Raw genomic sequence first — 23,608 nt, forward strand, 5'->3', positions numbered from 1 at the left:
TTAACATAGTGGCACTGAATTTACAGCAGGTAACTAACATGGATTGGCAAAATACGTTTGCACCTTTATCACTATCCTCTACGGATGAATTGCCAGAATTTGCTCTTACCCACTTAACCTCATGGGGAGCGATCAGCATGATCGGCGATGACAAAAAGTCCTACCTTCAAGGGCAAGTCACCTGTGATGTGGTTACTCTCGAACAAACTCAATCAACCTTTGGCGCACACTGCGACGCAAAAGGTAAAGTGTGGAGCGTATTCCGACTGTTTCACCACAATGGCGGCTATGCGATGGTTCAGCCAAAGTCCGCCATCGATGTCGAACTGACTGAACTGAAAAAATACGCCATTTTTTCCAAAGTTGATATCGCACAAAGCGATGATGTTCTCTTTGGCGTGATGGGAGAACAGGCCACATCTTGGGTAGATTCGCTTTCAAATGAGACAGGCGATGTGCGTCCTATTGATGGCGGAACCGCAGTTAAAGTAGGGCCGCAGCGTTGGTTGCTTATCATTAGCGACGCAAGCGTGGAGTCACTGCTCGCTAACTGCTCTGCTCAACGTGTTGAAGAGTCACTGTGGACCTATTATGAAATTGAAGCCGCTTTGCCTTTCGTATCAAGTGAGCAGCAAAATGAACATATTCCTCAAGCACTTAACCTACAAGCTATTGGCGGAATCAGCTTCACCAAAGGCTGTTATACCGGTCAAGAGACGGTTGCTCGTGCGAAATACCGCGGTATGAATAAACGCGCTATGTTCATCGTCAAAGGGACAACGGCATCCATAATTGAAAAAGGTGCAGAACTCGAACGAGCTGTTGGAGAGAACTGGCGCAGTGCAGGCACCCTCATGACAACTTATCAGTTCAATGATGGCAAAGCGTCAGGATTGATTGTGTTACCAAACAACCTAGAAGCCGATACCAAATTACGTCTGAAATCCCAACCGGATCAGATTTGGACCATGGCCCCGTTACCTTACTCGCTAGATGATGAATAATTATCTCGATACCAAGGTCACACGCTATTTAACTGAGCAGCAAGTGCCTTTTCGCTTGCTGCCTCACCGGACTCCAGCGACCACTATCGAAGATGCAGCGCGGCAACGCGGTGTGCGCCCGAGTCAGATGGTTAAGTCGATCGTACTGCGGGATATGGGCGATCTCTACGCACTCGCTTGCGCCCCTGGAGATCAATCCGTAGATCCCAAAAAAGTACGCGCGATCTTAAACTGTCGCAGGATGACATGTGTCGATCTGAAAAGCGTCCCTGAACTGACCGGCTATGAAATCGGCACTGTCACCCCGCTTCTTCTAACAACACCCATGTCGATCATTTTTGATCATCGAATAAGCCTTGAAGATGAAGTAACGATCAGTAGCGGTTCAAATATGGCGGGTATTGCTCTAAAGCGTGACGATCTCATACGCTTATGCCAGCCGATTTTCGCTGACATTTGTCGATAAAGATTGCAACTCCCCCCCATCCTATACATCGAATTGCAATAAAAAAGTGACTCAATTCGCAATTAAATGACCGTGATAGTTAAATTATTATTCATTTAATGAGCATATATAGTCACAGAGTGTATTTTAGATTATGCTTATCCTGTTGGTTAAAGTTTAGGTAAGTATGTCATCTAACCTAGAGACGATAAGGCGTAGAGGTCCTATCAACCTTTTTCGTCATCCTTCACCAACGAAAAAAGTGAATCCACTGATTGTTTCAGGACATCCACTTTTTGTGTAATGCATCTGTGACTATTCGCCCGCAATGAGCGGGCTTTTTTTTATAAAATTCTTACAATAAATTAGCACATCCTTAAAAACTTCAACTATTCTTATTTCTGTCATATTGATCTGGCTTAATGTGCGCTAACTGAAGTCAGATAAGAGTTCAGATAACAGAAGATAATTGAGGTAACAATCACACTAAATTGGATATCTATCCGAATTTTTGCTTACACCAGCACAAATATCCAATTTACCCATTAATACTGCATATTCCTCCACCACTATCACATATTTATAAGGGGGAAATTCGTATAATTTGCAGTGCTTGCTAAACATAAGGATTTATTTATGAGACTGTTTAAGCGCTATACACCAGGTATGATTGCTAAACATGTAAGTCGGCTGTTTAAGGGAAGAATTTACATATACGGCGTAGGAAAATTTGAGTTTGATAACGGCAAACTCTTACCTCCAGAAAAGGCCGAAAAAAGGCACTTTAAAGCGGTTAAAGAAGTGAACGAAGAGATCATGAAGCTTCGCTGTGCCTACGCTTAAAATTTCACACGATAGAATTAAGAAGGTTGGCGATTGCCAACCCTTTGCTGTTTTAGCTCACTGAACTTGTGCTTCGCCTTGCAAGTATCGGTAACTCTCCTTTAAGACCCAGTGCTCGTTTCATGATTTCGTCTTTTGCTCCCGGTAACTGGCTCACCAATGTCATACCGATGCCGCGCACCAGTTTTTTCGCCGGATTGCCTCCAGAAAACAGGTCTTTAAAACCTTGCATCGCAGCGATCATTTTCGCCGCTTCAGCCTTTCTCCAGCGCTCGTACCCTCGCAAATTGCGCTTTGAACCTATATCTTCACCCTTTTGCCACAATGAAATCACTTCTTGAGCAAGGCTAGCCGCATCAAGCATTCCAAGGTTTACACCCTGTCCAGCTAAAGGGTGAATCGTATGTGCAGCATCACCAACAAGCGCCACTCGTTCTACCACAAAATCCCGCGCATAACGCATCTTGAGAGGGAAGGCAAAACGCTCACCGACCACTTCACAAACCCCTAAGCGAGCATCAAACTCGGCCGTCAGTGCTTTATTAAATTCTGAATCAGAAAGTGCAATCAGTTTTTCCGCGCGATTTGGTTCCGTCGACCACACAATGGAGCTCATGTTGCTTTCACCCATCGGTAAGAAAGCCAGTGGACCTTGTGGTGTGAATGTTTGACGAGCAACTCGCTCGTGCGCCTCTGCGGTCCAGACATTTGCCACAATCGCACTGTGCCCGTAATCCCAGTGAGTTAGGGGAATATCTTGTTGCTTGCGCACCCACGAGTTCGCCCCATCCGCTCCGACAACCAGCTTCGCGGTTAGTGCTTGACCATTATCAAGGGTAAGCCAAGCTTCACTTTCTCCAATTGCCATGGTGGTGCATTTGCTAGGCATAAATAGGCTCACGTTAGGCAACTGCTTAACCTGTTCAAGTAACGCTAACTGAATAACGCGGTTCTCCACAATGTGGCCAAGGTCTGGTTGAGCAAGTTTTTGCGCATCAAACTCGATACGAGCAAAACTGTCTTGTTCCCAGACTTCCATTGCCGAGTAGGGCGAGTAACGACGCGAAAGAATACCAGGCCAAGCACCAAGATTACGCAATATGTTCTCACTAGAGCGGCTTAGCGCGGAGACTCTCACATCCGGCAAGTCTGCGAGCAGCTCATCAGGCTCACGACTTTCGATAACCGCGATGCGCAACTCGGTCTCTTTAAATGCGGCGGCCAGTGCAAGCCCAACCATGCCACCACCAACGATGGCAATATCTACACTCTGCATCATGTACTTCAAATCCTTATACGAAATAGTTATCTCGCGACTAAACCTAATGTTCTCGACAACAGCGGGGCTTTCAACGGAGGTAAGTTGTCCATAGCAGCCAAGCCTAAGTTACGGCCTATACGCAACGTCAAATAATCATTGGAGAACAGGTGTACAAGCGATGAGGTAAGAGAGATGGTCGCCTCTCTATCATCAGCCCGACGCTGTTTGAAACGACTGAGCACTTGGTAGCAACCCGGGTCTTGATAAGCGTTGGCAATCTCTTCTGCCAAACTGGCAACATCGCGAATACCTAAGTTAAACCCTTGACCAGCAATAGGGTGAAGAGTTTGAGCCGCGTTGCCGACGACCGCAAACCGATGAGAGACGTTCTGCTGGCGATATCGCAGCAACAATGGATAACTCGCTCGCTGCCCCACCCGTTCCAATCGACCTAAACGCCAACCGAACGCACTTTGCAGCTCGTCCAAGAAAGCGGAATCGTCTAACGTCATTACACGCTCTGCGCTATCTGGACGTAGGCACCAAACCAAAGACATTCGCCCTTCGCTCATTGGCAACAACGCTACGGGGCCACTTTCTGCGAATCGCTCATATGCTCGACCTTGGTGAGCTTGCTCCGTCGACACATTAGCAATAACGGCAACTTGTTCGAAATCATGCTCCGTCAATGCCAAGCCAATCTGTTCGCAGCATGTCGACAAAGCACCATCTGCCGCGACCAATAGTTTGGCGCTGAGCTGCTCTCCGCTATCAAGAGAGAGATGAACACTGTCAATTTCTCTGTGTACACTCGCCACTGCCGCGGGACAAAACAGTTCAATATGATCATTTTGCAGGGCTTGCTGGTGATAGAGTCGCCCAACATCGGCGAGCTCTACTACATAGCCAAGGCTCTCGATGCCGTAATCTCGCGCGTCAATCTCAGTCATGCCTGCATGCGTGCGGTCAGAGACATGGATATGTTCGATCGCCGTTGCGACGGGTTTAATGTCATCCCACAAGCCAAGTTGCTGGAGGATGCTAACCGTTCCGCGCGACAAAGCAATCGAGCGTGAGTCAAACCCTGGGTGCGATGAATGATCAACTTGAAATGGCTCGACAACGGCAATAGAGAGTGGCTGTGGAGATAGCTTATTCATTGCAAGAGCGAGCGTCATACCCGCCATCGCCCCACCAGCAATGACTACATCAAACTGCTTCATGCCCATACCTACTTAGTGAATCGTTGGTGCCTTGTTCTCACTTGGCTTTTGGCCAAACTCTGCATGAATGGTAAGCACACACGCTTTGACATGCTCGATAACTTGTTCAAGCAATTGAGCTTGCTCTTCCATGTCATCATCTTCATCGATACCTAGTTTCGAAATTTCTTCGAGATCGGCTAATGCTTCTTTAATGTCCGCGGGCGCTTTTTTTATCTCAGCCCCGACAAGACCTAGCCCCGAGATAAAATGGTTCACCCATTCAGCAAGGCCATCAGCGATATCAAACAAGCTGGCACTCGCTTCCTCGTCTGGTAGCAATAGGTCTAAATCCATGCCTGAGCCCGTCAAATCTTGAGTCGTCGCATCTAAAGTGGATTCAGCCAATTTCAGCACGTGCATTGGCCACCCCATACCATCATTGGTGTAATCGAATACAAGCGGTTGCCAACTTTTATCGGTCAAGCTCAAACCGCCACTTAGCATTCCGGTTAATAAACCATGCAGTTCGGCAGGATTGACCGCGATACCTGAAGATTGCAGCTCACTAGCCAATGTCAAATAATCTGGAAGATTGCTATCACTCATGAAGAGACCTAAAATATTTGCAAATAAGCGTAATCGTACCACTTACCAATGCGAGCGAAAACGAACGATTCTGCAATTGTGGATAGCTTTTACACAATTTGTCCAATTACTGTGTTATTACTTCGAGTTGCTTGCGAAAAGCTTGAATCTTAACAAGGCTTTTCCTATAGTTTCCCCCTCGGTGACAAACTGCAGAGTCACCCCAAGTAGCGTGCAGAGTTGATATGAGTAATCAAGCAGTTGAAGTAGAAATTTTAGGTCGATTAACCCGTGTAAATTGTCCTTCAGGTCAAGAAGAGTCGTTAATTAAAGCGGCGAAACGTCTTGATGAAAACCTGAAAGATATGGCGGCAAAGACTAAAATTACTAATGAAGTGCAATTGCTGACCTTTGTCGCGTTGAACATCTGTCATGAACTGGAAAGCCGTGATAGTGTTAAAGCAGAGCAACAAAATGCTCTCACTGAGCGTATGGAACTGCTCAGCGCATCACTCGGTGATGCATTAAGTAAAGTAAAGCCAGGACAGCAATAGCCTTTACCGCCAAAATAAGAATTTACCCTGGAGTGTGCGTTAGGGGATTACGTCCCTGAGCCGATAAGCAATGCCAAAGGGTTAGTACTTGGTTGCTATTGAGCAAGCTCGGCATGTACCGAGAAGCCTACGGTAGCCATTGCTGATCCGCCCTGAACCAGCTGGTTCATGGGTCAAACATCTCCAACGGCACTCTGGGGTATCCTCCTCGATACCTCAAATAGGGGTATATTTGATGACACTTTCTCGCCAAGATTTTCGCCAACACATTCGCACCAAACGTAACCAACTGAGCAGCGACGTTCAACATATCGCCGGGCTTGACCTCGTCACCCAGTTCTCAACAATCCCAGAAGTAAAACGCGCTCAACATATTGCTCTGTATCTCAGTGCAGACGGAGAAATCGAGACCTCGCCATTAATTGAGTGGCTATGGAGCCAAGGCAAGAGAACCTATTTGCCGGTTATTCATCCGTTTTCGAAAGGCCACCTGCTGTTTCTTCATTATGATGCCTCGACCCCCATGGTGTTGAACCGCTACGCCATCGCCGAGCCCAAACTCGATCAAACGCGCATTCTTCCCGCCGCTCAATTGGATCTTATCTGTACCCCCTTGGTGGCGTTCGACAATACCGGTCACCGATTAGGCATGGGCGGCGGTTACTACGATCGCACTTTGGAGCCTTGGTTTAAGTCAAAAACAGGCCCCAAGCCAATCGGCCTTGCTCACGATTGTCAACAAGTGGAACAGCTACCCGTTGAAAGTTGGGATGTGCCTCTACCCAAAATAGTGACACCAAGCCAGATCTGGGATTGGGAATGACGCGCAATTGAAGATATAATCGCGCCGCAATTCACCGTTAATAAACCTCACTTAGGAGATGAGCATGACTCAAGATGAAATGAAAAAAGAAGCAGGTTGGGCCGCACTAAAATATGTCGAAAAAGGCAGCATTGTAGGTGTGGGTACTGGCTCAACGGTCAATCACTTCATCGACGCTCTAGGTACGATCAAAGAAGAGATCAAAGGTGCAGTGTCTAGCTCAGAAGCCTCTACCCAGCGTCTTAAAGAGCTGGAAATCGAAGTCTTCGATTGTAACGAAGTCGCAGGTCTGGATATTTACGTAGACGGTGCTGACGAAATCAACGCAAACCGCGAAATGATTAAAGGCGGCGGTGCAGCTCTAACACGCGAAAAAATCGTGGCGGCAATCTCAGACAAGTTCATCTGTATTGTTGATGACACTAAAGCCGTGGATGTACTAGGTGAATTTCCACTGCCAGTTGAAGTCATCCCGATGGCTCGCTCGTACGTTGCTCGTGAACTCGTAAAATTGGGTGGCGACCCTGCTTATCGTGAAGGCTGTATCACTGACAACGGCAATGTAATTTTGGATGTGTACGGTATGCAAATCACTAACCCTAAAGAACTTGAAGACAAGATCAATGCACTTCCAGGTGTGGTAACGGTTGGTCTTTTTGCTCACCGTGGTGCTGATGTTGTCATTACAGGCACCCAACAAGGTGCAAAAATCGAAGAGTAACTCTCTTCCTGTTCGTTATTTCCTTACAAACGGTACCATTCGGTGCCGTTTTTTCATTTCTCTCTATAAAAATTATGCCTTATTCCGTAATTTTCTTACCCAAGCTGTATTTTTTTTGTTAACTTAATGAGCAGAAGACGCACAAGGAAAACGTTTGCGTCACATTAAAGTGTCTAGAAAACGTTATCAATGACAATGTGCGCCAGTTAAGCCCCGATTTCCCATTTTAAGGATGAAGATAATGGCCAAAGTTTCACTGGAAAAAGAAAAAATAAAGATCCTACTTCTAGAAGGTCTACACCCATCTTCGGTAGAAGTTTTGCAAGCTGCGGGATACTCAAACATTGAATATCACAAAGGTTCACTTCCAGAAGAAGAACTGCTTGAAGCGGTTAAAGACGCGCATTTCATTGGTATTCGCTCCCGTACAAATCTTTCTCAAGAAGTGATCAATGCGGCGGAAAAACTGGTCGCGATTGGCTGTTTCTGTATCGGTACCAACCAAGTAGATTTGGCGGCGGCAGCAGAGCGCGGTATTCCAGTTTTCAACGCACCATTTTCTAATACTCGTAGTGTTGCTGAGCTCGTACTTGGCCAAATTCTGTTACTACTGCGCGGTATCCCCGAGAAAAACGCTCTTGCCCACCGCGGCATTTGGAAGAAAAGTGCAGACAACTCGAACGAGGCGCGTGGTAAACGCTTAGGTATTATTGGCTACGGCCATATCGGTACTCAGCTCGGTATTATTGCTGAAAACCTGGGCATGCGCGTTTATTTCTACGACATCGAGAACAAGCTCTCGCTAGGTAATGCTACGCAAGTCCATACAATGAGTGAACTACTAAATAAGTGTGATGTTATCTCACTGCATGTTCCAGAAACGCCTGAAACGAAAAATATGATGGGTGCGGAAGAGTTCGCACGCATGAAGCCTGGTTCTATCTTCATCAATGCGGCGCGCGGCACTGTGGTAGATATCGAAGCTCTGTGTCATTCATTGGAAGCGGGTCATCTATCAGGCGCGGCTATCGATGTATTCCCTGTAGAACCTAAAACCAACGCAGACCCATTTGAATCGCCACTGCAGAAGTTTGACAACGTCATCCTAACGCCTCACGTTGGTGGTTCAACGCAAGAAGCTCAAGAGAATATCGGTGTTGAAGTTGCTGGCAAGCTAGCGAAGTACTCAGATAATGGCTCTACGCTATCTAGCGTTAACTTCCCTGAAGTATCACTGCCTGAACACCGTGATTGTTCTCGCCTATTGCACATTCACAAGAACCGTCCAGGTATCTTGACTCAAATTAACACCATCTTTGCGGAAGAAGGGATTAACATTGCAGGTCAGTATCTACAAACCGCAGCGGATATTGGTTACGTTGTGATCGATGTAGAGGCAGGTCGTTCAGAAGAAGCGCTGGCGAAACTGAAAAACATCGAAGGGACGATTCGCGCTCGAATCCTTCACTAATAACTCAGCGTATAGACAAAAAAACCACCGGATATCGGTGGTTTTTTTATTTTATTCAAAACGTTAGGCTTTCAAAGCTCGTTCACCGCGAGCAATCCCAACCACACCACTTCGTGCCACTTCGATGACTTCTGTCACTTCAGAAATCGCTTGGATAAACGCATCAAGCTTTTCACTCGTTCCGGCAAGCTGAACCGTATACTGAGATGAAGTCACATCAACGATCTGGCCACGAAAGATATCAGCAGTACGTTTTACTTCAGCACGGGCAAAACCACTCGCTTTCACCTTCACCATCATCAGTTCGCGCTCAATGTGCTCTAACTCAGACACTTCTTGAACTTTAAGTACATCGATCAGCTTGTTTAGCTGTTTTTGAATCTGCTCAAGCTTCATTTCATCAGAAATGGTCGTGATGTTTAAGCGCGACAGTGTTTCATCATCTGTTGGCGATACGGTCAGAGATTCGATGTTGTATCCACGTTGAGAGAACAAGCCAACAACGCGAGACAATGCACCAGGTTGGTTTTCCATTAAAAGCGAAATAATGTGTCTCATATTATGTTCTCTCCGTTTTGCTTAGCCACATCTTATCCATACCCTCACCTTTAATTTGCATCGGGTATACATGTTCCGTTTCATCGACGTTAATATCAACAAACACCAAACGATCTTTCATATCGAGCGCTTTCTGCAAGCCTTCTTCAAGCTGATCAGGGGTTTCAATGCGAATACCCACGTGACCGTACGCTTCTGCGATCGCGGCGAAATCCGGAACTGAACTCATGTAAGAGTTAGAGTGACGACCTTGGTAGATAATATCTTGCCATTGTTTCACCATACCAAGGAAACGGTTGTTCAAGTTGATGATTTTAACTGGAATATCGTACTGCATTGCGGTCGATAGTTCCTGAATGTTCATTTGAATACTGCCATCGCCGGTAACAACCACCACTTCTTCATCTGGCTTGGCAAACTTCACGCCCATGCCAGCAGGAAGACCAAAGCCCATCGTGCCTAAGCCGCCAGAGTTGATCCAACGGCGTGGTTTGTTAAACGGGTAGTAAAGGGCTGCGAACATTTGGTGCTGACCAACATCCGAAGCAACATACGCGTCACCATTGGTCAGTTTGTGTAGCGTCTCAATCACCTGTTGTGGTTTGATGCGCTCTGGTGATGTTTCATACGCCAAACTCTTACGCTCTCGCCAGAGTTCGATATCACTCCACCAGCTTTGCAGCGCATCTCCGTCATTGACCGCGCCTTGCTCTTCCATCAGCTTGACCATGCTCTCAAGTACTTTTTCTGCTGAACCAACAATAGGGAGATCCGCTTTAACGTTCTTTGAGATCGAGGAAGGATCGATATCAATATGCATAACCTTTGCGTTCGGGCAGTATTTTTCTAAGTTGTTGGTCGTACGATCATCAAAACGTACTCCAACACCAAAAATAAGATCGGCGTTATGCATCGCCATGTTTGCCTCATAGGCACCATGCATACCCAGCATTCCTAACGAGTTCTTGTGCGTCCCCGGAAACGCCCCTAATCCCATCAAGGTGCTCACGACAGGTAAGTTGAGTGCTTCGGCTAACTTCAGTAAGTGGGCATCTGCTTCTGAGATCACCGCACCACCACCGACATAAAGTACCGGTTTTTTCGCTTCGAGTAGCGCTTTTAAACCTTTCTTGATTTGGCCTTTGTGACCGGTGGTCGTTGGCTTGTAAGAACGCATAGAGATGCTTTCTGGGTACTCGTATGGCAACTTGATTTGTGGATTCATGACGTCTTTCGGCAAATCAATGACCACAGGGCCAGGGCGACCCGTTGTTGCAATGTAGAAGGCTTTTTTAACTGTTTCAGGGATGTCTTCTGCTTTTTTGACTAAAAAGCTGTGCTTAACGACTGGACGAGAAACACCGACGATGTCGCACTCTTGAAACGCATCGTTACCGATAAGATTATTTGGTACGTTACCTGAAATAACGATCATTGGGATGGAGTCCATATACGCTGTCGCAATACCTGTAATGGTATTGGTAGCACCAGGACCGGAACAAACAAGGACAACACCCGGATTGCCTGTTGCGCGCGCATAACCATCGGCCATGTGCGTAGCGGCTTGTTCATGACGAACCAGAACATGTTTGATTTGGTCGTCTTTCGCATGAAGCGCATCGTAGATATCAAGAACGGAACCGCCAGGGTAACCGAAGATTTGCTCTACACCTTCTTCGATCAGAGATTGCACTACCATCTCTGCACCGGACAACATTGCTGCCATATTTTTCTCCTTAACCAGTTTTCCAATCAATAAGGTCAACGGATTGGTCTGGTTTTACATAGTCTAGGGCTTATTCGTAGCCTAATTCGAAATACTTCCACTTTTTCGGCTATGTCCTGCTCATCAATAACAATGAACAAGGTAACGCAACAAATGTAACGTTTTATTAGCAACGGGTCTAATGCGATATTGCTCTCAATTTAAACAAGATGCTATTTTTTGGAGATTGATAAGGCACTAACGCCACATACAGCTCACTTACTGGCGCTAAATAAATAATTACCACAAAATTTCAGAGTAAAATATTACAAGACAACCAAACTTCCAGTTCATGAATAACGATTTGTTGTTGGGGTCAACACAAACAAAAATCCCCCAAAAGCGGTCTAATGCTTTTGGGGGATTTTTAAACAATCAAAAAATTAACTTTTAGAAATTTACTTGTTATCCGTTTTATCGGTGTACATTTCTTCGATTTCGTCTTGATACTTGTCGTTAATCACTTTACGACGCAGTTTTTGGGTCGGAGTCAGTTCACCGTCATCCATCGAGAACGCTTTAGGCAGCAGTTTAAACTTTTTCACCTGCTCAAACTTAGCTAACTCTTTCTGTAAGTCGTTAACGCGCTGCTCTAACATTTCAACGATTTGGTGATGCTTAATCAACTCAACACGATCATGGTACTTAATGTTGAGCTCTTTCGCGTACTCTTCCAAAGAATCAAAACATGGCACGATCAGAGCCGACACAAATTTGCGCGTATCCGCAATAACGGCAATTTGCTCGATAAAGTGGTCCTTACCAATCGTTCCTTCAACCATTTGCGGTGCAATGTATTTGCCGTTCGAGGTTTTCATCAGCTCTTTGATGCGATCGGTAATAAACAAGTTGCCATTCACATCGATATGCCCCGCATCGCCGGTTTTGAGGAAACCATGCTCATCGAACGTTTTCGCGGTCTCTTCTGGCATTTTATAGTATCCGCGCATCACCATCGGACCACGAACTAAGATTTCGTTGTTCTCTCCGATCTTAACTTGCGCACCTGGCATCGCCATACCAATCGAGTCAGGGTTAAAACACTGATCATCCCAGCAAGAAATTGTGGCTGTAGTTTCCGTCATGCCGTAGCCGAGCTTGACGTTAATCCCGATCGCATGGAAGAAGCGACCAATGGTCTCATCCAGTTTTGCGCCACCACATGGCATAAAGTTGATACGACCACCAAGCAGAGCTCGCAGCTTAGACAACACCAACTTGTCGGCAAGCTTATAGGCTTTTTTAAGTACGAGTGACGGTTTGCGTCCTTCTTGGTGACAAACAGCCATCTTCGCGCCCATGTTCACAGCCCAGGTAAACATCACTTTACGGATGAACGGCGCTTTGGCCACTTTTTCATGGATAGCAGAGAAGATTTTCTCGTAGAAACGTGGTACCGCACTCATTACAGTAGGACGCACTTCACTCAGCGCATCACGCACTTGCATCGTGTCCTGCAGGTAGCAGTTGGTCGCGCCTTTATAAAGTACGTAGAAGGTCCAAGCACGCTCAAATACATGAGAAAGCGGCAAGAAACAGAGTGACACATCGTCTTCAGTTAGACTCAAGCGTTGATCATGGCCTTCCAACTGAGCACCAATATTCGCGTAATCTAACATCACCCCTTTCGGCAGCCCCGTGGTGCCAGAAGTGTAGATAAGAGTCAGAAGATCATCAAAGTTAGCATCGGACAAACGTTGCTCGAGTTCATGACTCTCTTGTTTATCGCCTTTGGCAACGAACTGTTTCCAATGCAAAGCAAACTCATTCTCGCCGATATCGATGCTTTCTGACATTGCAACGATCAGTTCTAGCTGTTCGCACTCTTCGAATATAGAGACCGCGGCATCAAATTGTGGCTGCTCACCGACAAACAGTACTTTCACATCGGCATTTTGTAGAATATAAGCGGACTGCGCAGCTGTGTTGGTGGGGTAGATTGGCACCGTAACTCCGCGCAGTTGCAACGCAGCAAAGTCAGCAATCGTCCATTGAGGCATATTGTTAGAGAAGATCCCTATCTTATCCTGGACTTGAAAGCCTTGAGCCAATAATGCCAGTGAAAGTTCATCCACTTGCTGACCAAACTGCTTCCAGCTGATGCCGTTCCACATATTGCCCACTTTATGTTTAAGAGCAATACGATCACCGCCTTTGGCAATCTGTTCACGAATTCGTTTTACGATATGAAAATCTAAGTTGGCCATCTTTCTTACCTTTAGCTTACACCTGTAAGCTTTTTGAGCGCACAAGTGTACATTTCGCGTTATAAAAGGCAACTGACACGTATCAAAGTTATCAATTAAATAGTAAAAAACCTTGAATGACTTTCGGTCATCCAAGGTTTTATAAGGCGTTGTGGCGATTTACTAGTCGAGTGCGACAACTTCACCACAAATCATCATCAACTGGTCACGTAACCAGATATGACCTTTGTCTTTTTCGCTAGACTCATGCCAACTCAAGAAACCACTGATCTTCGCATTTTCAAATGGGAAATCGAGGATTTGCAGCTGCTCTTTGTTTGCCGCGTTTTCTACCATCCAACGTGGTGCGATAGTCACTAGCTCAGATTGACCAACCACATACAACACATTGCTCAAGCTGGTGCCCTCGTAATACGCTTGCACGTCCATTTCGCGGTAAGCTTGCTCAGAGAAGCTGCGTTGACCGTGAACACGAGACAGTTTGGCATGACGCTCGGCACGCAACTCCTCAGCCGTTATCTCAGCTTGAATACGTGGGTGAGATTTAGCAGCAACAACCACTAGTTCATCTTGGAAAATCTCAGTGCTAGAGAAACCTTGATCATCAAAACGTGCATAATCGATCACGAAGTCTATTTCTTGGTAGCGCATGCGCTCAGCGAGGTGACGGTCAAACTCAGCATCAAGATGAAGCTGTACGTTTGGCGCTTGATCGTGAATCGTCGACATAATCTTCGGTGCAAAACGCATGTCACAAGGGCTGCAAATCGCCAGCTTAAATAGACGAGTTGAAGTTTCTGGTGAAAAAATTGAGCTTGGCAGTTCGTTACGAATCAACTGTAATGCTTGACGCACTGGACCAAACAATTGGCGAGCGCGTTGCGTTGGTTGAATACCACGACCTTGGCGCATAAACAGCTCGTCATTGAACATCACTTTCAATCTCGCAACGGCATTACTTACAGCCGGTTGGGACATGCCAAGATTGTGGGCAGCGCGAGTAATGTTTTGCTCTTGCATTACCGCGTCAAAAACAGTGAGAAGGTTTAAATCTACTCCACGCAGCGTACTTTCCATGCGGTAGCTAGCAATAGCACTCATAGACTCTTTTTTATCAAACATGGGTCAAGCCTCTTAAATTCGTCAGTGTAAATGGTTCTAGAAGTCAGTAGCAGTTAGGAATAGATAACCTGCACTTTGTTATATTTACTTGTTAGATGAGTTCTAACGAATTACTACTATCAACGAATCAATTAAGGACTAGCAACAAGATTGATAATTAATCAGTATTTTTTACTTACGCTTTAATATTATCAATACAAAACAACAACTTGAGAAAAGAATAAAAAAAAATCAAGCCGCGTTTAGAGTGTTTTATCTTCCGTTAATGTTTTTTCACGACATGCTAAACAAGGAAAAGCTCCTATAAACAGCGGTAATAGTTTGAGGGTTAAATACAAAAACAGCATCAATAGATAGATGCTGTTTTTGCCAATTTTGACGAGAGTTACACATTGGTGACATAACTGGGAAAATCAACTTGGTCCCATAGATTTGACGTCAACTCCGTCTGGTTGTCCCACTCTCCCTTTAATAGCCAGTCGACAATCGCCGCCGCTACATCAGGGTAGTTAACACTCTCTGCCGGATCTTCATCCAACCACTGGCGAACCGTTGAAGCATCGAGATTTTCCATGCAGGTCGCCATGCCTAAATCTTCCAGTGTCGCCACATTGCTTAGCTGCTCAAACTGGCCAATCAACGGCTTCAACAACAGTTTCTTACCTAAGGTAAGCGCCTCTGAAGGCAACTCAAAACCGCCATTCGCCATAACACCAGAGCAGCGATGCAAGTGGTGCTGGAACCCAGTTAAGCTAAGGGGCAACAGTTGGATGTTCTCCAGCTGCGCTGCCTCGAGTACTTCTGGGTGATAACAAATGAAGGTCTGGCTAGAAAAGCGCAGCAGTAGATCAGAGATATCACTCAAACTCTCAAAAGGCAGGTATACGAGGACATACTCCTCGCAGCTAACAGGCACCGATTGAGTATGAACAATGGGGGGTAGAATGGGTTGTTCAAAATGATACCAATGCAACCCGATGTGATGGGTGGCTGGGGCAAAGTGTTCAATGATCGTTTTATCGAGCCAACTGGCTCCCTTTAATGGTACGGAGTGACGAAACGCATTCTGGTGACTGATGCTAATCACTGTTTTATTTTGTCTTTTGGCAGCCCAAGCCGACACGGGTTCGAAGTCATTCAAAACTAAATCGTAGTTAGACAGATCAAGCTGTTCGACTTCTCGGCAAAAAGCCAACGCACTGTTCTTTAGTGTCGTTCTAACATAACTCACCTTACCGTTGTGAGTCACAAAGGTTAGCCCGCGTGCAACTCGATAATCGCCGAACTCCTCCATCGAAAAAAACTTATCTTTTTTACGCCCGGAGAATAGGAAGTCGACATCGATGCCACGTTGCTTGAGTGCGTGACACATGGCTCTTGCCCGCGCGATATGCCCGTTTCCCGTTCCTTGTACACCATAAAGTATCTTCATTATTCACCTACACCAACAAAGCAATCGCGAACTGCGCGCAGGCAAGCCCGAGTATCGAACCCAAGACTACATCAGTCAGAAAATGAACGCCCAATAAGATTCTTGACGCGCCAATACAGCCTGCCCAAACGAGCGCAAACAGCCCCAGCGGCGGGAAACAGTAACTAATTAAACTGGCCATAAGAAACGCGGCAGCTGTATGACCAGAGGGCAAACTGTAACGATCAGAAGGGGTAATAAATGAGGTCACAAGCTCCGATAACTCCTGCGGTCTGCGACGTTTAAATAGATTCTTGGCCAACCAATAAATCGGCAGCTCCATGGCAAACGCCAATAGACCCGCGAGTAAAAACAGCTGCCCTTGCTCACCTCCTAACCACCATGCGAGCAGACCAAGTACAACATAAAGATGTCCATCGCCAGTGTGCGAAACCGCTTTGCTTAGGCGAGAAAGTGGTAGGCGAAATCGATGTTGCAAGCAGAAAAGTGAAAATGCCAAATCCAATTTGGCAATGGGCTCAATAGAACGCATAACCTAGCTCCTCTCTTATCACTGCTCTCACAGTACGGAGCCACAGTGACAAATGCGTGAAGCTTTCGCGGAAATACGATGACAGTTCGCTACCTATTTAAAGGTGTTATTGGTTCTGACAAAACAATGGGCAAATTCTATGCTTGGAAAAAAATTGACCATTTTCACTTTTAACGGTTGACGTTACGGTTTGAGTGCGGTACTAATTTGTTAACTTAAATTTGTGGATTATTTAACGCCCGTTTAAAGGAATCGTTAACAATGATGAACCGTTTTTCTATCCTGCTGAGCCTCCTCCTTATCGTGACATAATCGCGCGGGTAGGCTGTGGAAGAAAAACAACCACACAGAATTACACAAAACCCGCATTCAAATGCGGGTTTTTTTATACCTAGCTTTTGCAGCTAAGTAACGGAAGTAAACGATTAACTGGTGCAATGCACACCGAATCACTAAGGAAGCAAACATGAACGATCAAGTCATTATTTTCGACACCACATTACGTGATGGCGAACAAGCGTTGTCAGCAAGCTTGACGGTTAAAGAAAAACTGCAAATTGCCTATGCGCTAGAAAGGCTCGGCGTTGATGTTATTGAAGCGGGTTTTCCTGTCTCTTCACCTGGTGATTTCGAATCGGTACAAACCATTGCTCGCAATGTCAAAAACAGCCGTATTTGTGCTCTTTCGCGTGCCGTTGCGAAAGACATTGATGCAGCCGCAGAAGCGCTAAAAGTCGCCGACCAATTCCGCATCCACACTTTTATTTCCACATCAACAGTCCACGTTCAAGACAAGTTACGTCGCAGCTACGATGATGTCGTTGAAATGGGCGTAAAAGCCGTCAAGCATGCTCGCCAATACACAGATGACGTTGAGTTCTCGTGTGAAGATGCAGGCCGCACACCGATCGATAACCTATGTCGAATGGTTGAAGCTGCCATCGATGCTGGCGCTCGCACCATCAACATCCCTGATACCGTGGGCTACACAGTTCCCAACGAGTTTGGCGGTATTATCCAAACCTTATTCAACCGTGTACCAAACATCGATAAGGCGATCATCTCTGTTCACTGTCACGACGATCTAGGCATGTCGGTAGCCAACTCTATTGCCGCAGTACAGGCAGGCGCTCGTCAAATTGAAGGAACCATCAATGGTATCGGTGAACGTGCGGGTAACTGTTCACTAGAAGAAATAGCAATGATCATCAAAACTCGTCAAGAGCTGCTAGGTGTTCATACCGGTCTAAAACATGACGAAATTCACCGCACCAGTAAGTTAGTGAGCCAGCTTTGTAATATGCCGATTCAAAGCAACAAAGCGATTGTCGGCGCAAACGCATTTAGCCACTCTTCCGGCATTCACCAAGATGGCATGCTTAAGAACAAGAATACCTACGAGATCATGACGCCAGAGTCGATAGGTCTTAAGAATCAAGCCCTAAACCTAACCAGTCGAAGCGGTCGTGCCGCGGTTAAAAGTCATATGGATGCCATGGGCTACAAAGAAGACGAGTACAACCTAGACGCATTGTACGCTGACTTCTTAAAGCTAGCTGATCGCAAAGGCCAGGTGTTTGACTACGACTTAGAAGCGCTAATGCACTTCTCGAACTTGCGTGAAGAAGATGATTTCTACAAGTTGAACTACCTAAGCGTTCAATCAGGCAGCGTAATGGCAACAACCAGTATCAAGCTGCAATGCGGTGATGAAGAGCAATCCGAAGCCGCTGTGGGTAATGGTCCGGTAGATGCACTTTACCAGTGTATCTATCGAGTAACGGGTTATGATATTGTCTTAGACAAGTTTGATTTAACAGCGAAAGGGGAAGGCGAAGATGGCCTAGGTCAGGCAGACATCATCGCTAACTATAAAGGCCGTAAATACCACGGCACTGGCGTATCTACCGATATTGTCGAAGCTTCTGGACAAGCATTGCTGCATGTTATTAACAGCATTCACCGCGCCGACAAAATCGCAGAAATCAAACAAAGCAAAATAGCAACAGTATAAAAGAGACTCTAGGGACGAGAGTCGTCCCTAGGGGGAAACAAAAATTAAAGGAATAACATGACAGACAAATCATACAAAATCGCCGTTTTACCTGGCGATGGTATTGGCCCAGAAGTAATGGCTCAAGCGCATAAAGTGTTAGATGCGATTGAGAAAAAACACAGCATCCAATTTTCTCGCGAAGAGCACGACGTAGGTGGTATTGCTATCGACAACCACGGTTGCCCACTTCCAGACAGCACAGTAAAAGCGTGTGAAGAGTCAGATGCAGTGCTATTTGGATCGGTTGGCGGCCCTAAATGGGAACATCTTCCGCCAAACGACCAACCAGAGCGTGGTGCCCTATTGCCTCTTCGCAAGCACTTCCAACTTTTCTGTAACCTTCGCCCAGCGCAAATCCATAAAGGTCTAGAAGCATTCTCACCGCTTCGTGCAGACATTTCAGGCAACGGCTTCGATATCGTGGTTGTGCGTGAACTCACTGGTGGTATCTATTTCGGTCAACCAAAAGGCCGTGAAGGCGAAGGTCCAAACGAGAAAGCATTCGACACTGAGGTTTACCATCGTTTCGAGATTGAACGTATCGCTAAGATTGCCTTTGAGTCTGCTCGTCTACGTCGCAAAAAAGTATGCTCAATAGATAAAGCCAATGTACTGCAAAGCTCTATTCTATGGCGTGAAGTGGTCGAAGAGATCGCGAAAGACTACCCAGAAGTTGAGCTATCACACATGTACATCGATAACGCGACAATGCAGCTAATCAAAGATCCTGCACAGTTCGATGTGATGCTTTGTTCAAACATTTTCGGCGACATCATCTCTGATGAGTGTGCCATGATCACAGGCTCAATGGGCATGCTTCCTTCGGCATCACTGAACGAGAGTAAGTTCGGTCTTTACGAGCCAGCTGGTGGCAGTGCGCCAGATATCGCTGGTAAAAACATTGCCAATCCTGTGGCACAAATTCTATCAGCTGCACTCATGCTACGTTACAGCCTAGGTGAAGAAGCAGCAGCGCAAGATATTGAAACTGCGGTATCGAAAGCGCTATCAGCAGGTGAACTGACGGGTGACCTATCGGGCGATAAGCCAGCGCTATCGACTTCTGAGATGGGCGATAAGATCGCTGAGTACATCTTGAACTCTTAATTTACGCAGACAGATAATAATTATTCGCTCCTGATATGCCGTTGTCAGGAGCCATACACAGGATTGTGATAATGGGTAAAACATTATACGAAAAAGTCTACGACGCACACGTCGCCGTAGCCGCTGAGGGTGAGAACCCAATTCTTTACATTGACCGCCACTTAGTACACGAAGTAACGTCACCTCAGGCATTTGACGGTCTGCGTGAAAAAGGCCGTAAGGTTCGTCAGGTAAGTAAAACATTTGCAACCATGGACCACAACGTTTCGACGCAAACCAAAGACATCAACGCTTCAGGCGAAATGGCTCGCATCCAAATGGAAACGCTATCAAAGAACTGTGAAGAGTTTGGTGTGACGCTTTACGATATTAACCACAAATACCAAGGTATTGTGCACGTAATGGGTCCAGAACTTGGTATCACTCTACCAGGCATGACCATCGTTTGTGGTGACTCTCACACGGCAACGCACGGCGCATTCGGCTCGCTAGCATTTGGTATCGGTACTTCAGAAGTTGAGCACGTTCTAGCGACCCAAACGCTAAAGCAAGCACGTGCTAAAACGATGAAGATTGAAGTAAAAGGCAAGGTAGCTCCCGGCATCACAGCAAAAGATATCGTACTTGCCATCATCGGTGAAACAACCGCTGCGGGCGGAACTGGCTACGTCGTTGAGTTCTGTGGTGAAGCGATTACTGATCTTACGATGGAAGGTCGTATGACAGTATGTAACATGGCTATCGAGTTAGGTGCCAAAGCAGGTCTTATCGCGCCAGACGAAACGACATTCGAATACATCAAAGGTCGTAAGTTCGCGCCTCGGGGTAAAGAGCTAGAAGCCGCGATTGAATACTGGTCATCACTAAAAACTGACGATGACGCTGAGTTTGATGCAGTCGTAACGCTAAACGCAGCGGATATCAAACCTCAGGTCACATGGGGCACTAACCCAGGCCAGGTCATCGCGGTCGATGAGCCAATTCCTGCACCGGAAAGCTTCACAGATCCCGTCGAAAAAGCATCAGCAGAAAAAGCATTGGCTTACATGGGCCTAGAAGCAGGCAAAGCACTATCAGACTACAAGGTAGACAAAGTATTTGTCGGTTCTTGTACTAACTCTCGTATCGAAGATATGCGTGCGGCAGCGGAAGTAGCCAAAGGTCGTAAAGTAGCTGATAACGTTCAAGCGCTTATCGTTCCGGGCTCTGAGCAAGTTAAGGCTCAAGCGGAAGCAGAAGGCTTAGATGTGATCTTTAAAGATGCAGGTTTTGAGTGGCGCCTACCAGGTTGCTCTATGTGTCTAGCGATGAACAATGACCGCCTAGGTCCACACGAGCGTTGCGCGTCTACCTCAAACCGTAACTTTGAAGGTCGCCAAGGCCGTGACGGTCGTACCCACTTAGTGAGCCCTGCTATGGCAGCCGCAGCAGCGATTGCTGGTCACTTTGTTGATATTCGTGAATTGGATTAAGGAGCAAACAAATGTCAGGTTTTAAACAACACACAGGCTTGGTTGTTCCTCTAGATGCAGCGAACGTTGACACCGATGCAATTATTCCTAAGCAGTTCCTACAAAAGGTATCTCGTCTAGGTTTTGGTAAGCACCTATTCCATGATTGGCGTTTCCTAGATGACGCTGGTGAGCAACCAAACCCAGATTTTGTAATGAATGCTCCTCGCTACCAAGGCGCTTCAATTCTACTGGCTCGCGAAAACTTTGGCTGTGGTTCATCACGTGAACACGCGCCTTGGGCATTGGCAGATTACGGTATAAAAGCGATGATCGCACCGAGCTTTGCGGATATCTTCTACGGAAACTCAATCAACAACCAGATGGTTCCTGTTCGTCTGACTGAGCAAGAAGTCGATGAAATCTTCCAATTTGTTGAAGCAAATGAAGGCGCACAAGTTGAAGTTGATCTAGAAGCGAATGTGGTTCGAGCAAATGGCAAAGAGTACTCGTTTGAAATTGATGAATTCCGTCGCCACTGTCTACTAAACGGCTTAGATAACATCGGTCTCACGCTGCAACACGAAGATAAGATCGCAGAGTTTGAGGCAAAGATCCCGAGCTTCCTAAAATAAGCTAGACTGGGAAACAGATACAAAAAGGTTGGCTCCGGCTAACCTTTTTTGTTTTTTACGAAACAAACTCTCCCTAACCTAGGTCTAGTAACTAAAGCTCATCGATAAAGAGATCGCATCTAATGGTACGTATTGTCACACTATTTCTTACATTGGTTTCATTCCATGTGTTTTCCGCCCCTAAATCCGAATTGTGGCCTTTTTGGCAGCAATCAGATCAAAGTAATCCTGCAACTATCTCTCACGCCAAATGGCAGACTTTCTTAGACAAGTATTTAATACAGGAGGGGCAGTACACCTTAGTTAAGTACGGCTCTGTCTCTACGCTAGACAAGCAAAAATTGAATCAGTACATAACGACACTTGCGGCTATTGATCCTAGAGAATATTCGTTAAATGAGCAGTACGCCTACTGGGTTAATCTATACAATGCGATTACTGTCGAACTGATTCTTGATGACTACCCAGTGAAATCGATAACGAAACTGGGGGGGCTTTTTAGCTTTGGCCCATGGGGTGATGAAGTGGTTACCGTCGCTGGTAAAAACCTCACTCTCAACGATATTGAGCACCGCATCCTTCGCCCAATATGGAATGATCCTCGCACTCACTATGCAGTGAACTGTGCCAGCTTAGGTTGTCCAAACTTACAGCCCCAAGCGTTTACTGCAGGTAACACGGAGCAGCTGCTAGAGAAAGCAGCAATGGAGTTCATCAATAGCGATAAAGGTGTTTTGTATACGAGTAGTCGCGTTCAGCTTTCATCTATTTATGATTGGTTCGCTGATGATTTTGGTAACGAACAAGAATTGATTCAACACTTGGCCAAATATCGCCCTGAACTGATTAAGCTGAGTGGAAAGTTTAGCTACGAGTATGACTGGAACCTGAACGACAAAAAGTAGCAATATAAAAAACATTAAGAAGGTTGGTATTCAGTACCAGCCTTTTTTGTCATTGCGGTTAAGGCTTTATCAGAACAAATGACGAAGCGGCTGGGTTTACACACAAGCAGGGCTCATTGTTCTTAGACTAAAATCATCCCGTAGATACAAAAAGACCCCAGCATTGCTGCTGAGGCCTGGAATAGGTGGCGGACGGTCGGAGTTGCGGACAACCGGGACTCATTCCCTGAAAAGGGAAAACATCCTTGCTTTAAAATGAAAAAAGCCTAGTCATAAGACCAAGCTTTCTGAATAAGTGGCTGACGGCTGGGGTTGCAGGCAACCGAGACTCGTTGGTCACAGACCAAAATAATACCGCAGATACCAAAAGACCCCAGCATTGCTGCTGAGGTCTAGAATAAATGGCAGAGCGGTCGGACTTGCGCTCAAGCGGGACTCGTTGGTCGAAGACCAAAATAATACCGCACATACAATAAGACCTCAGCATTTCTACTGAGGTCTGGAATAAGTGGCGGAGCGGACGGGACTCGAACCCGCGACCCCCGGCGTGACAGGCCGGTATTCTAACCAACTGAACTACCGCTCCGCATTGGTTAGACTCTTGAGTCTAAATAAGAACCTGGCAATGTCCTACTCTCACATGGGGAAACCCCACACTACCATCGGCGCTAATTCGTTTCACTTCTGAGTTCGGCATGGAATCAGGTGGGTCCAAATCGCTATGGTTGCCAAGTAAATTCTTTACGTTTTGCTTTAGGCTCTTCGTAAAAGCGTAAAACAAACTGTAAATGGTGCTGATACCCAGACTCGAACTGGGGACCTCATCCTTACCAAGGATGCGCTCTACCACCTGAGCTATATCAGCATCAAGATGTCCCGGTAGGACTAAAAAAGCCCGTTCTTGCAAACGGGCTCTTCTAAATTTA

At 46.1% G+C, this 23,608-nt stretch carries 21 protein-coding genes, 2 tRNA genes, 1 rRNA gene and 1 other RNA gene; 13 read left to right on the top strand and 12 right to left on the bottom strand.

Annotated elements, in window-relative coordinates; translation table 11 throughout:
* Positions 1-38: 38 nt before the first annotated feature.
* From ygfZ to OH458_RS04305, 3 genes are all read left to right on the top strand, one after another.
* Positions 39-1,004 carry a tRNA-modifying protein YgfZ gene (ygfZ, locus tag OH458_RS04295; RefSeq protein WP_269977373.1) on the top strand — a complete coding sequence of 322 codons (966 nt, stop codon included), beginning with the start codon at positions 39-41 and terminating at the stop codon, positions 1,002-1,004.
* Complete coding sequence (locus OH458_RS04300) at positions 997-1,470, top strand: aminoacyl-tRNA deacylase (RefSeq protein ID WP_269977399.1); 474 nt, start codon at positions 997-999, stop codon at positions 1,468-1,470. The genes ygfZ and OH458_RS04300 overlap by 8 nt, the downstream gene beginning before the upstream one ends.
* 615 nt (positions 1,471-2,085) lie before the next feature.
* Positions 2,086-2,292, top strand: coding sequence for a DUF1107 domain-containing protein (locus tag OH458_RS04305; RefSeq protein ID WP_005472913.1), 207 nt, complete (start codon positions 2,086-2,088; stop codon positions 2,290-2,292).
* A gap of 52 nt (positions 2,293-2,344) precedes the next feature.
* Here OH458_RS04305 and OH458_RS04310 read toward each other — a convergent pair whose 3' ends face one another.
* Genes OH458_RS04310 through OH458_RS04320 form a run of 3 tightly spaced genes read right to left on the bottom strand, consistent with a single transcriptional unit; the run spans position 2,345 to position 5,364 of the window.
* Entirely contained in the window at positions 2,345-3,571 is a 1,227-nt protein-coding gene (locus OH458_RS04310) for an FAD-dependent 2-octaprenylphenol hydroxylase (protein WP_269977374.1), read from the bottom strand.
* 26 nt (positions 3,572-3,597) lie between these two features.
* Positions 3,598-4,776: a 2-octaprenyl-6-methoxyphenyl hydroxylase gene (gene ubiH / locus OH458_RS04315; protein WP_269977375.1), complete on the bottom strand. Its 1,179-nt coding sequence runs from the start codon at positions 4,774-4,776 to the stop codon at positions 3,598-3,600.
* Positions 4,777-4,788: 12 nt separating this feature from the next.
* Positions 4,789-5,364 (bottom strand): YecA/YgfB family protein, encoded by a 576-nt coding sequence (locus OH458_RS04320; protein ID WP_269977376.1) that lies wholly within the window; start codon positions 5,362-5,364, stop codon positions 4,789-4,791.
* 224 nt (positions 5,365-5,588) lie between these two features.
* Here OH458_RS04320 and OH458_RS04325 point away from each other — a divergent pair, with 224 nt between their 5' ends.
* The 5 genes from OH458_RS04325 (at position 5,589) to serA (ending at position 8,912) form a co-directional block, all read left to right on the top strand.
* On the top strand, positions 5,589-5,897 hold the full coding sequence (locus tag OH458_RS04325; RefSeq protein WP_038140782.1) for a cell division protein ZapA: 309 nt from the start codon (positions 5,589-5,591) through the stop codon (positions 5,895-5,897).
* A 21-nt stretch (positions 5,898-5,918) separates the two neighbouring features.
* Positions 5,919-6,102, top strand: a non-coding RNA gene (gene ssrS / locus OH458_RS04330) — 6S RNA.
* Between the two features lie 30 nt (positions 6,103-6,132).
* Positions 6,133-6,720 carry a 5-formyltetrahydrofolate cyclo-ligase gene (locus OH458_RS04335; RefSeq protein ID WP_038140783.1) on the top strand — a complete coding sequence of 196 codons (588 nt, stop codon included), beginning with the start codon at positions 6,133-6,135 and terminating at the stop codon, positions 6,718-6,720.
* 64 nt (positions 6,721-6,784) lie between these two features.
* Positions 6,785-7,441: a ribose-5-phosphate isomerase RpiA gene (rpiA, locus tag OH458_RS04340; RefSeq protein ID WP_038140785.1), complete on the top strand. Its 657-nt coding sequence runs from the start codon at positions 6,785-6,787 to the stop codon at positions 7,439-7,441.
* Between the two features lie 241 nt (positions 7,442-7,682).
* Positions 7,683-8,912 carry a phosphoglycerate dehydrogenase gene (gene serA, locus OH458_RS04345; RefSeq protein ID WP_038217843.1) on the top strand — a complete coding sequence of 410 codons (1,230 nt, stop codon included), beginning with the start codon at positions 7,683-7,685 and terminating at the stop codon, positions 8,910-8,912.
* A gap of 63 nt (positions 8,913-8,975) precedes the next feature.
* Here serA and ilvN read toward each other — a convergent pair whose 3' ends face one another.
* From ilvN to OH458_RS04375, 6 genes are all read right to left on the bottom strand, one after another.
* Positions 8,976-9,470 (bottom strand): acetolactate synthase small subunit, encoded by a 495-nt coding sequence (gene ilvN / locus OH458_RS04350; RefSeq protein WP_038140789.1) that lies wholly within the window; start codon positions 9,468-9,470, stop codon positions 8,976-8,978.
* Between the two features lies 1 nt (position 9,471).
* A complete protein-coding gene (locus tag OH458_RS04355; protein WP_269977377.1) occupies positions 9,472-11,196 on the bottom strand; it encodes an acetolactate synthase 3 large subunit in 1,725 nt (574 codons plus the stop codon).
* Between the two features lie 437 nt (positions 11,197-11,633).
* A complete protein-coding gene (locus OH458_RS04360) occupies positions 11,634-13,442 on the bottom strand; it encodes an AMP-dependent synthetase/ligase (protein ID WP_269977378.1) in 1,809 nt (602 codons plus the stop codon).
* A 162-nt stretch (positions 13,443-13,604) separates the two neighbouring features.
* Positions 13,605-14,564 (bottom strand): transcriptional regulator LeuO, encoded by a 960-nt coding sequence (leuO, locus tag OH458_RS04365; protein WP_269977379.1) that lies wholly within the window; start codon positions 14,562-14,564, stop codon positions 13,605-13,607.
* A gap of 385 nt (positions 14,565-14,949) precedes the next feature.
* Positions 14,950-15,996 (bottom strand): MJ1255/VC2487 family glycosyltransferase, encoded by a 1,047-nt coding sequence (locus OH458_RS04370; RefSeq protein ID WP_269977380.1) that lies wholly within the window; start codon positions 15,994-15,996, stop codon positions 14,950-14,952.
* A gap of 7 nt (positions 15,997-16,003) precedes the next feature.
* Entirely contained in the window at positions 16,004-16,528 is a 525-nt protein-coding gene (locus OH458_RS04375) for a phosphatase PAP2 family protein (protein WP_269977381.1), read from the bottom strand.
* A 466-nt stretch (positions 16,529-16,994) separates the two neighbouring features.
* Here OH458_RS04375 and leuA point away from each other — a divergent pair, with 466 nt between their 5' ends.
* From leuA to OH458_RS04400, 5 genes are all read left to right on the top strand, one after another.
* Entirely contained in the window at positions 16,995-18,542 is a 1,548-nt protein-coding gene (gene leuA, locus OH458_RS04380; RefSeq protein ID WP_005475499.1) for a 2-isopropylmalate synthase, read from the top strand.
* Between the two features lie 57 nt (positions 18,543-18,599).
* A complete protein-coding gene (leuB, locus tag OH458_RS04385) occupies positions 18,600-19,691 on the top strand; it encodes a 3-isopropylmalate dehydrogenase (protein WP_269977382.1) in 1,092 nt (363 codons plus the stop codon).
* 71 nt (positions 19,692-19,762) lie between these two features.
* Positions 19,763-21,163: a 3-isopropylmalate dehydratase large subunit gene (gene leuC, locus OH458_RS04390; RefSeq protein ID WP_269977383.1), complete on the top strand. Its 1,401-nt coding sequence runs from the start codon at positions 19,763-19,765 to the stop codon at positions 21,161-21,163.
* Between the two features lie 11 nt (positions 21,164-21,174).
* Positions 21,175-21,777: a 3-isopropylmalate dehydratase small subunit gene (leuD, locus tag OH458_RS04395; RefSeq protein WP_038191002.1), complete on the top strand. Its 603-nt coding sequence runs from the start codon at positions 21,175-21,177 to the stop codon at positions 21,775-21,777.
* A gap of 122 nt (positions 21,778-21,899) precedes the next feature.
* On the top strand, positions 21,900-22,682 hold the full coding sequence (locus OH458_RS04400; RefSeq protein ID WP_269977384.1) for a DUF547 domain-containing protein: 783 nt from the start codon (positions 21,900-21,902) through the stop codon (positions 22,680-22,682).
* A gap of 509 nt (positions 22,683-23,191) precedes the next feature.
* On the opposite strand, the gene OH458_RS04405 is transcribed toward OH458_RS04400, so the two are convergent.
* The 3 genes from OH458_RS04405 to OH458_RS04415 all read right to left on the bottom strand — a co-directional run bounded on the left by OH458_RS04405 (position 23,192) and on the right by OH458_RS04415 (position 23,547).
* A tRNA-Asp gene (locus tag OH458_RS04405) sits at positions 23,192-23,268 on the bottom strand.
* A gap of 31 nt (positions 23,269-23,299) precedes the next feature.
* Positions 23,300-23,415, bottom strand: a 5S ribosomal RNA gene (gene rrf / locus OH458_RS04410).
* Between the two features lie 56 nt (positions 23,416-23,471).
* Positions 23,472-23,547: transfer RNA gene (locus OH458_RS04415), tRNA-Thr, on the bottom strand.
* Positions 23,548-23,608: the final 61 nt, after the last annotated feature.

It is taken from the genome of Vibrio sp. MarTm2 (genome assembly GCF_027587055.1).
In the GTDB taxonomy this organism is placed as follows: Bacteria; Pseudomonadota; Gammaproteobacteria; order Enterobacterales; family Vibrionaceae; genus Vibrio; species Vibrio sinaloensis_D.

Coding starts and splice junctions, on each gene's coding strand:
- ygfZ (WP_269977373.1), top strand. CDS start 39: ATGGATTGGCAAAATACGTTTGCACCTTTATCACTATCCTCTACGGAT.
- OH458_RS04300 (WP_269977399.1), top strand. CDS start 997: ATGAATAATTATCTCGATACCAAGGTCACACGCTATTTAACTGAGCAG.
- OH458_RS04305 (WP_005472913.1), top strand. CDS start 2,086: ATGAGACTGTTTAAGCGCTATACACCAGGTATGATTGCTAAACATGTA.
- OH458_RS04310 (WP_269977374.1), bottom strand. CDS start 3,571: ATGATGCAGAGTGTAGATATTGCCATCGTTGGTGGTGGCATGGTTGGG.
- ubiH (WP_269977375.1), bottom strand. CDS start 4,776: ATGAAGCAGTTTGATGTAGTCATTGCTGGTGGGGCGATGGCGGGTATG.
- OH458_RS04320 (WP_269977376.1), bottom strand. CDS start 5,364: ATGAGTGATAGCAATCTTCCAGATTATTTGACATTGGCTAGTGAGCTG.
- OH458_RS04325 (WP_038140782.1), top strand. CDS start 5,589: ATGAGTAATCAAGCAGTTGAAGTAGAAATTTTAGGTCGATTAACCCGT.
- OH458_RS04335 (WP_038140783.1), top strand. CDS start 6,133: ATGACACTTTCTCGCCAAGATTTTCGCCAACACATTCGCACCAAACGT.
- rpiA (WP_038140785.1), top strand. CDS start 6,785: ATGACTCAAGATGAAATGAAAAAAGAAGCAGGTTGGGCCGCACTAAAA.
- serA (WP_038217843.1), top strand. CDS start 7,683: ATGGCCAAAGTTTCACTGGAAAAAGAAAAAATAAAGATCCTACTTCTA.
- ilvN (WP_038140789.1), bottom strand. CDS start 9,470: ATGAGACACATTATTTCGCTTTTAATGGAAAACCAACCTGGTGCATTG.
- OH458_RS04355 (WP_269977377.1), bottom strand. CDS start 11,196: ATGGCAGCAATGTTGTCCGGTGCAGAGATGGTAGTGCAATCTCTGATC.
- OH458_RS04360 (WP_269977378.1), bottom strand. CDS start 13,442: ATGGCCAACTTAGATTTTCATATCGTAAAACGAATTCGTGAACAGATT.
- leuO (WP_269977379.1), bottom strand. CDS start 14,564: ATGTTTGATAAAAAAGAGTCTATGAGTGCTATTGCTAGCTACCGCATG.
- OH458_RS04370 (WP_269977380.1), bottom strand. CDS start 15,996: ATGAAGATACTTTATGGTGTACAAGGAACGGGAAACGGGCATATCGCG.
- OH458_RS04375 (WP_269977381.1), bottom strand. CDS start 16,528: ATGCGTTCTATTGAGCCCATTGCCAAATTGGATTTGGCATTTTCACTT.
- leuA (WP_005475499.1), top strand. CDS start 16,995: ATGAACGATCAAGTCATTATTTTCGACACCACATTACGTGATGGCGAA.
- leuB (WP_269977382.1), top strand. CDS start 18,600: ATGACAGACAAATCATACAAAATCGCCGTTTTACCTGGCGATGGTATT.
- leuC (WP_269977383.1), top strand. CDS start 19,763: ATGGGTAAAACATTATACGAAAAAGTCTACGACGCACACGTCGCCGTA.
- leuD (WP_038191002.1), top strand. CDS start 21,175: ATGTCAGGTTTTAAACAACACACAGGCTTGGTTGTTCCTCTAGATGCA.
- OH458_RS04400 (WP_269977384.1), top strand. CDS start 21,900: ATGGTACGTATTGTCACACTATTTCTTACATTGGTTTCATTCCATGTG.